We start from the raw sequence: 10,951 nt of genomic DNA on the forward strand, positions 1-10,951 counted from the left end.
CGAAAGTGCCCCGCGCACAGCCCACCGCAAAGCATACCGACAAGCACATAAAAAAGCGCCGACATGCTGAGGTTGGCGCGTGTGCGCCTGACATTGGACGGGTGACCAAACCCGGTCGCTGATTTTGCAGCGACCGGCAAAGCCTATCCCCGCCTCTTCCGAACCGGCAACCGCCGCGACTCGTCGGAAAATTCCGGTTCACCTAATTTTTTGTAGGACACAAACCCCGTGGCGAGGGAGCTTGCTCCCGCTCGACTGCGCAGCAGGCGCAAAAATCTTGGGGTCGCTTCGCAACCCAGCGGGAGCAAGCTCCCTCGCCACAAGAGCGGTGCGCGCATCAAGCCTATCGATCACCACAACCCGTTACAGGTTGCCAGCCCCCCAAACCCCTCCTAAGATCGATGCACTCACGGGTGCAGCGGAGCTGCCCGATAAAAAACCCGACTCAAGGACCTGACATGACCCATATCAAACGCCCCATCAGCACCTCACCCCGAACAGGCCTGACCCGGGAAGACCTCTGGGAAGGCCACGACCGGGGCTTGATCAAATGCTGGGAAATCGGCCGCGACCGTGCGCTGAAGTTTCCGGAACTGGCGCAACGCTGCCTGGCCGGTGAGTTGCCGGTGCTCGGCTGGAAAGGCGGCGTCAGCCGCAGCCTGAAGAAAACCGCAAAATTCGGTTGTCTCAAATATCTCGCCCAATGGCAGGGCCTGCGCGGTGAGGACCTGGACATCGACCTGACCCAGGAACACACCCTGACCTGCTCGAACACGAACATGATCGTGACGTTCACGCCGGATCGGGCCAAGTACGTGAATCAGGAACCTGCCTGAACGCAACCACGCAATGCCGGAGGCCAACATGAACCTTGAGCCCAGGATCAACTTCGCAGTGACGCCGTTACTGCGTATCGCCTACGAAGAACACGGCCCCGCCACGGGCGAACCGGTGATCCTGCTGCACGGTTTCCCCTACGACCCCAGGGCTTTCGATGAAGTCGCGCCGGTTCTGGCCCAACGGGGCTATCGGGTCATCGTGCCCTACCTGCGCGGCTACGGCCCGACCCGGTTCAACAATCCGGCCATCCTGCGCTCCGGCCAACAAGCGGCGCTGGCCCAGGACCTGCTGGACCTGATGCACGTCCTCTCCATCCCCCAAGCGGCGCTGTGCGGCTATGACTGGGGCGGTCGGGCCGCGTGTATCGTCGCGGCGCTGTGGCCCGAGCGCGTGCGCTGCCTGGTGACCGGCGACGGCTATAACCTGCAGGATATTCCCCGATCCAAGCAGCCGCTGGACCCGCAAACCGAACATCGCCTGTGGTACCAGTATTACTTCCACACGGAGCGGGGCGTCGAGGGCCTGACGCAGAATCGGCGCGAACTGTGCGAACTGCTCTGGCGCTTGTGGTCACCGACCTGGAAACGCGGCGCCGAGCTTTATCCCTTCAGCGCCCCGTCGTTCGATAACCCGGATTTTGTCGACGTGGTGATTCATTCCTACCGTCATCGCTTCATGTACGCACCGGGCGATCCGACGTTGGAGTGGCTGGAAGAACGACTTGCCGCGCAACCGGCCATCAGCGTGCCAAGCATTTCCCTGTGTGGAGCCGACGACGGTGTGGGGCCCGCGCCTGAACACGATGAAGACGCCGAGCATTTCAGCAGTTTCTACGAGCGCCGAGTGCTGGCCGGTGTAGGCCACAACATTCCCCAGGAAGCCCCTGAGGCAACGCTCAGGGCATTGCTGGATTTGCTTGAGGGCTGAGCGCAAACCGCTCGCGATACGCCTGGGGCGTCACGCCCATGGCCCGCAGGAAGCTGCGGCGCAGGGTTTCTTCACTGCCAAAGCCGCATTGCACTGCCACGCGCTTGATCGACACGGCCGTGTCGGCCAGCAGGCGGCGGGCGGTTTCCACGCGAATCAGCTCCACCGCCCGCGCCGGGGTCTGGCCGGTGTCGGCGCGGTAGTGGCGGACAAAACTGCGTTCGCTCATGCCCACCTCGGCGGCCAGGCTCGGCAAGCCCAGGTCGCGGGTGAGGTTTTCGGCAATCCACGCATGCAAGTCGTCAAAACGGCTGCCCTGTTTCTGTAGCGAAAGCGTCACGCTGAACTGCGATTGCCCGCCAGGCCGCTTGAGGAATACCACCAGGTGCCGGGCGACCTCCAGGGCCACGGCACGGCCCAGGTCTTCTTCCACCAGTGCCAGGGCCAGGTCAATGCCGGCAGTGACCCCGGCGGACGTCCAGACCGGGCCATCGTTGATGAAAATCGGATTGGGTTCGACCCGCAGCTGCGGATGCTGCTGGGCCAGTTGTTCACAGCGAGTCCAATGGGTGACCACTCGCCGTCCGTCCAGCCAACCACTGGCGGCCAGCAGGAACGCCCCGGTGCACACTGACGCCACGCGCCGCGAGCGCAGGCCATGGTCCTTGACCCAGGCCACGAGCGCCGGGTCCTTCGCCGCTTCGTACACCCCCCAGCCGCCAGCGATCAGCAAGGTGTCGCTGCCTTCGCTCGGCAGCGGCTCGGCCATCAGCGCCAACCCCGCCGAAGACATCACCGCCCCGCCCCCGACGGCGATCACCGTCGGCGCGTACGGTAACGGCAAGCCTTGCTGGCGGGCCAGGTCATTGGCCGAGGCAAACACTTGCAAGGGGCCGGTGACATCCAGCACTTGCACGTTGGCAAAGGCCAGGACGTGAACGGTTTTCGGGACATTTGGCATATTGGCGTGATTCGTGGGCTTATTGGCGTGTTCGCCAAATCCTACGAGCCTAAAGTAAAGCCGTCCACCCATGGGCATCACTTAGGAGAAATCACCATGACGTTGCAGATCGGTTTGCTGTTGTTTCCCCAGGTTCAACAACTGGACCTTACCGGTCCTTATGACGTGCTGGCCTCGTTGCCCGACGTGAAGGTTCACCTGATCTGGAAAGACTTGGCACCGGTCACCTCGAGCACCGGGTTGAGGCTGTTGCCTACCACCACGTTCGAGGATTGCCCAAAGCTTGACGTGATTTGCGTCCCTGGTGGTACCGGCGTCGGCTTCTTGATGGAGGACGAGCAGACCTTGGCCTTTATCAAGCGACAGGCCAGCCACGCGCAATACATCACCTCGGTGTGCACCGGTTCGCTGGTACTTGGTGCGGCGGGCCTGCTGCAAGGGAAACGGGCCACCACCCATTGGGCCTACCACAGCTTGCTGTCCACCCTCGGCGCGACACCGATCAAGGAACGCGTGGTTCGCGACGGCAACCTGCTCACCGGTGGCGGCATTACCGCCGGGATCGATTTCGCCTTGACCCTGGCGGCGGAGTTGTTCGACCAGGACACCGCCGAACTGGTCCAACTGCAACTCGAATACGCCCCTGCCCCGCCGTTCAACGCAGGCTGCCCGGACACTGCTCCCGCGCAAGTATTGGAAGAAGCCCAGCGGCGCACGACCGAGTCGTTCCGGGTGCGCTCGCAGATCGCCCAGCGTGCTGCGGCACGGTTGGAATTGGCGTAACGATCAGTCCCGATGGAAATGAAATCTGTGGTGAGGGGCGTTATCCTCCTCACCACAAAGGTCCTCGGTTCATCGCCCCTCCTGGCGATACAACACCATCCCCGCGTGATAGAGCACGCCCTCGCGAAAATCCCCATCGGCGGTGAAACCGGTGTCGTCGTGGTATTCGATATGGTCGTCCTGTAACCAGTAGTCGCCTTGGTAAGCACTTTCGCGCAAACCCCGTGCTTCGTCGTAGCGTCCGCCTGGCAACAGCCGATGGCGGATCACGCCATCGGCCGTCACCCACAGGCCGACGAATTTGTTCTGTTCTCCAAATGCCGTTCTCATGGAGCATCTCCTGTCGTTTGGCTCGGTTCAGAACGGGCTGGCGGTTGGCCGCACAATCAGTTCGCTGACGTCCACATCTGCCGGTTGCTCGATGGCGTAGGCAATCGCCCGGGCAATCGCCTCGGCGGGAATGGAGATCCGCCGGAATTCGCGCATTTCGGCACGGCCACCCTCATCGGAAATGCTCTCGGCCAGTTCCGACTCTGTGACGCCAGGGGAAATCACTGTCACCCGCACATCACCGCCGACCTCCTGGCGCAGGCCTTCGGAAATCGCCCGCACGGCATACTTGGTGGCGCAATACACCGCGGCGGTCGGGCTGACGGCATAGGCACCAATGGACGCGATGTTGATGAACTGGCCGCTGCGCTGGCGCTGCATCAAGGGCAGGCCGGCCGCGATGCCGTGGAGCACGCCGCGGATGTTGACGTCGATCATGCGGTCCCACTCTTCGACTTTCAGCGCCTCAAGTTTGGAGAGGGGCATGACCCCGGCGTTGTTGATGATGACGTCGACCTTGCCGAAACGCTCGACCGCGAAATCAATCAGGCTCTGGACATCATCGCGACGGGTCACGTCCACGGCTTTGCAGGCGGCCTGCTGGCCGGCGGCTTCAAGTTCCTGGACCACCGCCTGCAAGCGGTCGACGCGTCGTGCACCCAGTACAACACGGGCGCCCCGGGCGGCCAGCAGCCGTGCAGCGGCTTCGCCAATTCCGCTGCTGGCACCGGTGATGACTACAACTTTGTTTTGGATATCGGACATGATGGTTTCCTTGTCTGGATGTGTTGGCTCCCGGTGGGAGCGTTTGGACACATCCAGATTAGGGAACCGATCGATACGCGGGTTAGCCGAATCCTCCTGCTCGCTTGCACGATCCTGTAGCGAGAAAACGACCTCTAGTCGCCAGCCGCACAATCGGCTTTACTAGCTCGGTCCACTCATTTGGCCAGGGAGATTGAGCGGCATGTCGGTATCCACGTCCATCCACATAGCGGCTGATGACGGCGTCAATCAGCGTCGCGCCGAACTGGCGGAGCTGATGAAGCGTTTCGCGCCGAAATACGGCGTCCACCCCACGGCCATCGAGGCCTTGCACCTGATCCGCAGCGACCAGCCGAGCGACGCCCTGCACGTGGTGCACAAGCCTGGGCTGTGCGTGATCGTCGAGGGGCGCAAGGAAGTGCGCCTGGCGGATGAATGCTACGTGTATGACCCGCTCAACTACCTGGTGGTCTCGGTAACCTTGCCGTTGGCCGGCCAGGTGGTCGAAGCCAGTCCTGAACGGCCCTACTTGTGCATTCGTCTGGACATCGACCCGGCACAAATCTGCCGGCTGATCGCCGACACCAGCCCTATCGGTGTACCGGTCCAGCGAACCGGGCGTGGGTTGTTCCTGGACCGTATCGATGCGCCACTGCTCGATGCGATGTTGCGCCTGCTGCGGCTGCTGGACAGTCCGGACGATATCCCTACCCTGGCGCCCCTGGCCCAGCAGGAGATCTTCTACCGACTGCTGCGCGGGGCCCAAGGCCAGCGCTTGCACGAAATTGCTATTCCCGATACCCAGACCCATCGCATCAGCCGGGCCATCGAGTGGCTCAACACTCATTATGCCGAGCCACTGAGCATCGACAGCCTCGCCCAAATGATCAACCTCAGCCCTTCGGCACTGCATCACCGCTTCAAGGCCGTGACCGCCATGAGCCCGCTGCAATACCAGAAACAGCTGCGTCTGCAGGAAGCCCGACGACTGCTATTGGCGGAGAACAGCGACGTTTCATCCATCGGTTACAAGATGGGGTATGAAAGCCCTTCGCAGTTCAGTCGCGAATACAGCCGTCTATTTGGCGCGTCACCGAGCAAGGACATCGCTCGTTTGCGCGCCCAGGCGTTGCAGGCCAGTAGCGCCTGATCTTGCACTCGGAGGGCCTCCTTTTTCACGGACGAAAAAAAACCCGCCTAAGCGGGTTTTTTGAGGACCAATTTGACTCCCTGTCCGGCATTCCATGCCTGGTCCAATCATCCATGACCCCGAGCACTCCCTGTACTCAGTGGATGGATGTAGATTAGGCCTTACGATGCTTTGGAAAAAGACGAGAAAGCAGCGCCAGCGTGTAAGCGTTTCGCTATACAGCGTTTTCGGAGCTTTTTGACGGACGAAAAAAAACCCGCCGAAGCGGGTTTTTCCAAGACCATTACGACTCCCTGTCGGTAGCCATCCTTGCAAGGTCGATCGTCCCTGATCCTGAGCACTTCCTGTGCTTCAGTGGATAAGTCCAGATTACGCCTCGGATCCAAAGTGCAATAGACGACATAGCTACCATCGTGTGTAAGACATTCGCTATACCAGCACTTCCGCAAACCCTTAGCCTCTCGGGGCATCGGCGGCGTTCACGTTTACGGAAGAAGAATCAGGCCTTGCTCAGAAACGCTTCAATGTTCGCCATTTGCTCGTCCCAGCCACGGCTGTCCATGCGAAAGGCCTTGAGTCGGCGCGCTTCAGGGATATTGTTGAACCCCGACTCCACCACTTTCAGCAAGGTGCCACCATCCATGTCTTCGAGTTCGAATTGCACCCGGGTTTCGGCCTCTTGAGAGTAATCGACCTCCGGCTCGATGGCGTAAGGATGCCAGCGAAACGAGAACACCCGCTCGGGCTCGACCCGCTCCACCGCCACGTCCCAAATAAGGTGTTCGTAACCTGGATAAGTGATCTGTCCCTGCGTACGCTCGCCCGCCACAAATCGCTTGCCCTCTAGGGCGACGCCAAACCATTGACCAAAGGCTTCGGCATTGGCCAGGGCACGCCAGACTTGAGAGCGCGGCGCCTTGAGTAGGATCTTTCTTTCGATACGGTCGGATGAATGCATGGGTCACCTCCTGTGTTCAACAGTAGGCTTGTAAGACCACGAGGCCAACCGGAAAGTTGTATCAGTCCATTGTTTGGGTACACTCCTCCGGCCTTTGTAACCTCCTCAAGGAGAGATCAACCATGCCATCACGCTTGCTTCTGGCCCTCACACCGTTGTTTTTTATCACCGCTGCCCAAGCCGACGACTGCGCCAATGCCATTACTCAGGGTGAGATGAACGAGTGCGCGGCCAAAGAAAACAAGGCCGCCGACAACGAGCTGAACAGCCTGTATAAGCAGATCACAGCACGCCTGAAGGACAACCCCGAGGCCAAGCAAATGCTGATCAAGGCACAACGGGCCTGGATCGGCTTCCGTGACGCCGAATGCAATTTTTCTGCGTCCCGTGTTGAGGGTGGTAGCGTCTATCCGCTGATCTACAGCAACTGCATCACAGCCCAGACCAAGGCCCGAGTCGAGGCGTTCAAGACCTACCTCAAGTGCAAGGAGGGCGATTTGAGCTGCCCTGTGCCTGAGGCCTAACAGTCCAGATAAAAAAAAAGATGACCACTAAAGGTCATCTTTTTTTCGGCACAAGCTTTTTTCCAGCGCAAAAACAAAACCCCTACCTGCATCAGCAGATAGGGGTTTCGGAATTTAATCTTGACGATGACCTACTCTCACATGGGGAAACCCCACACTACCATCGGCGATGCATCGTTTCACTGCTGAGTTCGGGATGGGATCAGGTGGTTCCAATGCTCTATGGTCGTCAAGAAATTCGGTAGCCGGCGCGTGCCTTGCGGTCACGTTCCAGCAAATGGGTATGCGATAGTTTGTGTGTTGCTTTGTGAGCAGCTTCGAACTTTCGGTTCGTGTCGTCTTCACACACCGCAATCTGGCCTCTTTCGAGTTCACAAATTGCTTGGGTGTTATATGGTCAAGCCTCACGGGCAATTAGTACAGGTTAGCTCAACGCCTCACAGCGCTTACACACCCTGCCTATCAACGTCGTAGTCTTCGACGGCCCTTCAGGGGACTCAAGGTCCCAGTGAGATCTCATCTTGAGGCAAGTTTCCCGCTTAGATGCTTTCAGCGGTTATCTTTCCCGAACATAGCTACCCGGCAATGCCACTGGCGTGACAACCGGAACACCAGAGGTTCGTCCACTCCGGTCCTCTCGTACTAGGAGCAGCCCCTCTCAAATCTCAAACGTCCACGGCAGATAGGGACCGAACTGTCTCACGACGTTCTAAACCCAGCTCGCGTACCACTTTAAATGGCGAACAGCCATACCCTTGGGACCGGCTTCAGCCCCAGGATGTGATGAGCCGACATCGAGGTGCCAAACACCGCCGTCGATATGAACTCTTGGGCGGTATCAGCCTGTTATCCCCGGAGTACCTTTTATCCGTTGAGCGATGGCCCTTCCATACAGAACCACCGGATCACTAAGACCTACTTTCGTACCTGCTCGACGTGTCTGTCTCGCAGTCAAGCGCGCTTTTGCCTTTATACTCTACGACCGATTTCCGACCGGTCTGAGCGCACCTTCGTACTCCTCCGTTACTCTTTAGGAGGAGACCGCCCCAGTCAAACTACCCACCATACACTGTCCTCGATCCGGATAACGGACCTGAGTTAGAACCTCAAAGTTGCCAGGGTGGTATTTCAAGGTTGGCTCCACGCGAACTGGCGTCCACGCTTCAAAGCCTCCCACCTATCCTACACAAGCAAATTCAAAGTCCAGTGCAAAGCTATAGTAAAGGTTCACGGGGTCTTTCCGTCTAGCCGCGGATACACTGCATCTTCACAGCGATTTCAATTTCACTGAGTCTCGGGTGGAGACAGCGCCGCCATCGTTACGCCATTCGTGCAGGTCGGAACTTACCCGACAAGGAATTTCGCTACCTTAGGACCGTTATAGTTACGGCCGCCGTTTACCGGGGCTTCGATCAAGAGCTTCGCGTTAGCTAACCCCATCAATTAACCTTCCGGCACCGGGCAGGCGTCACACCCTATACGTCCACTTTCGTGTTTGCAGAGTGCTGTGTTTTTAATAAACAGTCGCAGCGGCCTGGTATCTTCGACCGGCATGAGCTTACGGAGCAAGTCCTTCACCCTCACCGGCGCACCTTCTCCCGAAGTTACGGTGCCATTTTGCCTAGTTCCTTCACCCGAGTTCTCTCAAGCGCCTTGGTATTCTCTACCCAACCACCTGTGTCGGTTTGGGGTACGGTTCCTGGTTACCTGAAGCTTAGAAGCTTTTCTTGGAAGCATGGCATCAACCACTTCGTCACCCAAAGGGTAACTCGTCATCAGCTCTCGGCCTTGAAACCCCGGATTTACCTAAGATTTCAGCCTACCACCTTAAACTTGGACAACCAACGCCAAGCTGGCCTAGCCTTCTCCGTCCCTCCATCGCAATAACCAGAAGTACAGGAATATTAACCTGTTTTCCATCGACTACGCTTTTCAGCCTCGCCTTAGGGACCGACTAACCCTGCGTCGATTAACGTTGCGCAGGAAACCTTGGTCTTTCGGCGTGGGTGTTTTTCACACCCATTGTCGTTACTCATGTCAGCATTCGCACTTCTGATACCTCCAGCAAGCTTCTCAACTCACCTTCACAGGCTTACAGAACGCTCCTCTACCGCATCACCTAAGTGATACCCGTAGCTTCGGTGTATGGTTTGAGCCCCGTTACATCTTCCGCGCAGGCCGACTCGACTAGTGAGCTATTACGCTTTCTTTAAAGGGTGGCTGCTTCTAAGCCAACCTCCTAGCTGTCTAAGCCTTCCCACATCGTTTCCCACTTAACCATAACTTTGGGACCTTAGCTGACGGTCTGGGTTGTTTCCCTTTTCACGACGGACGTTAGCACCCGCCGTGTGTCTCCCATGCTCGGCACTTGTAGGTATTCGGAGTTTGCATCGGTTTGGTAAGTCGGGATGACCCCCTAGCCGAAACAGTGCTCTACCCCCTACAGTGATACATGAGGCGCTACCTAAATAGCTTTCGAGGAGAACCAGCTATCTCCGAGCTTGATTAGCCTTTCACTCCGATCCACAGGTCATCCGCTAACTTTTCAACGGTAGTCGGTTCGGTCCTCCAGTTAGTGTTACCCAACCTTCAACCTGCCCATGGATAGATCGCCCGGTTTCGGGTCTATTCCCAGCGACTAGACGCCCTATTAAGACTCGCTTTCGCTACGCCTCCCCTATTCGGTTAAGCTCGCCACTGAAAATAAGTCGCTGACCCATTATACAAAAGGTACGCAGTCACCCAACAAAGTGGGCTCCCACTGCTTGTACGCATACGGTTTCAGGATCTATTTCACTCCCCTCTCCGGGGTTCTTTTCGCCTTTCCCTCACGGTACTAGTTCACTATCGGTCAGTCAGTAGTATTTAGCCTTGGAGGATGGTCCCCCCATATTCAGACAAAGTTTCTCGTGCTCCGTCCTACTCGATTTCACTTCTAAGATCCTTTCGCGTACAGGGCTATCACCCACTATGGCCGCACTTTCCAGAGCGTTCCGCTAAAATCAAAGAAGCTTAAGGGCTAGTCCCCGTTCGCTCGCCACTACTAAGGGAATCTCGGTTGATTTCTTTTCCTCAGGGTACTTAGATGTTTCAGTTCCCCTGGTTCGCCTCTTGCACCTATGTATTCAGTACAAGATAACCATCTTATGATGGCTGGGTTCCCCCATTCAGACATCTCCGGATCAAAGTCTGTTTGCCGACTCCCCGAAGCTTTTCGCAGGCTACCACGTCTTTCATCGCCTCTGACTGCCAAGGCATCCACCGTATGCGCTTCTTCACTTGACCATATAACCCCAAGCAATCTGGTTATACTGTGAAGACGACATTCGCCGAAAATTCGTACGCTTGCTCACTTAAGAGCAACTCACAAATTTTACCTTAGCCTGATCCGTTACCAGTGAAAGTAACGTTCAGTCTATCTTTCTATCACATACCCAAATTTTTAAAGAACGAACTAGTCAAAGACTAGAAATCAACATTCACCATCGAACCGATGGAATGCTCATTTCTAAGCTTTATACAATCGAAGCAGTAGTGGTGGAGCCAAGCGGGATCGAACCGCTGACCTCCTGCGTGCAAGGCAGGCGCTCTCCCAGCTGAGCTATGGCCCCGTATTTCTACAGGCGTTTCCCACACAAAATTGGTGGGTCTGGGCAGATTCGAACTGCCGACCTCACCCTTATCAGGGGTGCGCTCTAACCAACTGAGCTACA

At 57.5% G+C, this 10,951-nt stretch carries 9 protein-coding genes, 2 tRNA genes and 2 rRNA genes (1 of these 13 only partly in view); 5 read left to right on the forward strand and 8 right to left on the reverse strand.

What is annotated here, in order from left to right:
* Positions 1-458 precede the first annotated feature (458 nt).
* A complete protein-coding gene (locus QNH97_RS19735) occupies positions 459-836 on the forward strand; it encodes a hypothetical protein (RefSeq protein ID WP_283553525.1) in 378 nt (125 codons plus the stop codon).
* A 28-nt stretch (positions 837-864) separates the two neighbouring features.
* Positions 865-1,767, forward strand: coding sequence for an alpha/beta fold hydrolase (locus tag QNH97_RS19740; RefSeq protein ID WP_283553526.1), 903 nt, complete (start codon positions 865-867; stop codon positions 1,765-1,767).
* On the opposite strand, the gene QNH97_RS19745 is transcribed toward QNH97_RS19740, so the two are convergent.
* On the reverse strand, positions 1,736-2,728 hold the full coding sequence (locus QNH97_RS19745) for a GlxA family transcriptional regulator (RefSeq protein ID WP_283553527.1): 993 nt from the start codon (positions 2,726-2,728) through the stop codon (positions 1,736-1,738). The genes QNH97_RS19740 and QNH97_RS19745 overlap by 32 nt on opposite strands.
* A 96-nt stretch (positions 2,729-2,824) precedes the next feature.
* On the opposite strand from QNH97_RS19745, the gene inhA reads away from it, so the two are divergent.
* Positions 2,825-3,511 carry an isonitrile hydratase gene (gene inhA, locus QNH97_RS19750; protein WP_283553528.1) on the forward strand — a complete coding sequence of 229 codons (687 nt, stop codon included), beginning with the start codon at positions 2,825-2,827 and terminating at the stop codon, positions 3,509-3,511.
* Positions 3,512-3,580: 69 nt separating this feature from the next.
* On the opposite strand, the gene QNH97_RS19755 is transcribed toward inhA, so the two are convergent.
* Both QNH97_RS19755 and QNH97_RS19760 read right to left on the reverse strand, forming a co-directional pair.
* Positions 3,581-3,841: an Atu4866 domain-containing protein gene (locus QNH97_RS19755; protein ID WP_283553529.1), complete on the reverse strand. Its 261-nt coding sequence runs from the start codon at positions 3,839-3,841 to the stop codon at positions 3,581-3,583.
* A 27-nt stretch (positions 3,842-3,868) separates the two neighbouring features.
* Positions 3,869-4,606 (reverse strand): SDR family oxidoreductase, encoded by a 738-nt coding sequence (locus QNH97_RS19760; RefSeq protein ID WP_283553530.1) that lies wholly within the window; start codon positions 4,604-4,606, stop codon positions 3,869-3,871.
* Between the two features lie 202 nt (positions 4,607-4,808).
* Here QNH97_RS19760 and QNH97_RS19765 point away from each other — a divergent pair, with 202 nt between their 5' ends.
* Entirely contained in the window at positions 4,809-5,756 is a 948-nt protein-coding gene (locus QNH97_RS19765) for an AraC family transcriptional regulator (RefSeq protein WP_283553531.1), read from the forward strand.
* A gap of 499 nt (positions 5,757-6,255) precedes the next feature.
* Here the strand turns inward: QNH97_RS19765 and QNH97_RS19770 are convergent, their stop codons facing one another.
* On the reverse strand, positions 6,256-6,714 hold the full coding sequence (locus tag QNH97_RS19770; protein ID WP_283553532.1) for an SRPBCC family protein: 459 nt from the start codon (positions 6,712-6,714) through the stop codon (positions 6,256-6,258).
* A gap of 122 nt (positions 6,715-6,836) precedes the next feature.
* Here QNH97_RS19770 and QNH97_RS19775 point away from each other — a divergent pair, with 122 nt between their 5' ends.
* A complete protein-coding gene (locus QNH97_RS19775) occupies positions 6,837-7,238 on the forward strand; it encodes a lysozyme inhibitor LprI family protein (RefSeq protein WP_283553533.1) in 402 nt (133 codons plus the stop codon).
* Positions 7,239-7,356: 118 nt separating this feature from the next.
* Here QNH97_RS19775 and rrf read toward each other — a convergent pair.
* From rrf to QNH97_RS19795, 4 genes are all read right to left on the reverse strand, one after another.
* Positions 7,357-7,472 (reverse strand): 5S ribosomal RNA (gene rrf / locus QNH97_RS19780).
* Positions 7,473-7,631: 159 nt separating this feature from the next.
* Positions 7,632-10,523 (reverse strand): 23S ribosomal RNA (locus QNH97_RS19785).
* A gap of 250 nt (positions 10,524-10,773) precedes the next feature.
* Positions 10,774-10,849, reverse strand: a tRNA-Ala gene (locus QNH97_RS19790).
* A 30-nt stretch (positions 10,850-10,879) separates the two neighbouring features.
* Positions 10,880-10,951 (reverse strand) — tRNA-Ile (locus tag QNH97_RS19795) (it continues 5 nt past the right edge of the window).

Origin of the sequence: Pseudomonas sp. G2-4 (genome assembly GCF_030064125.1) — a bacterium.
Classification (GTDB): domain Bacteria; phylum Pseudomonadota; class Gammaproteobacteria; order Pseudomonadales; family Pseudomonadaceae; genus Aquipseudomonas.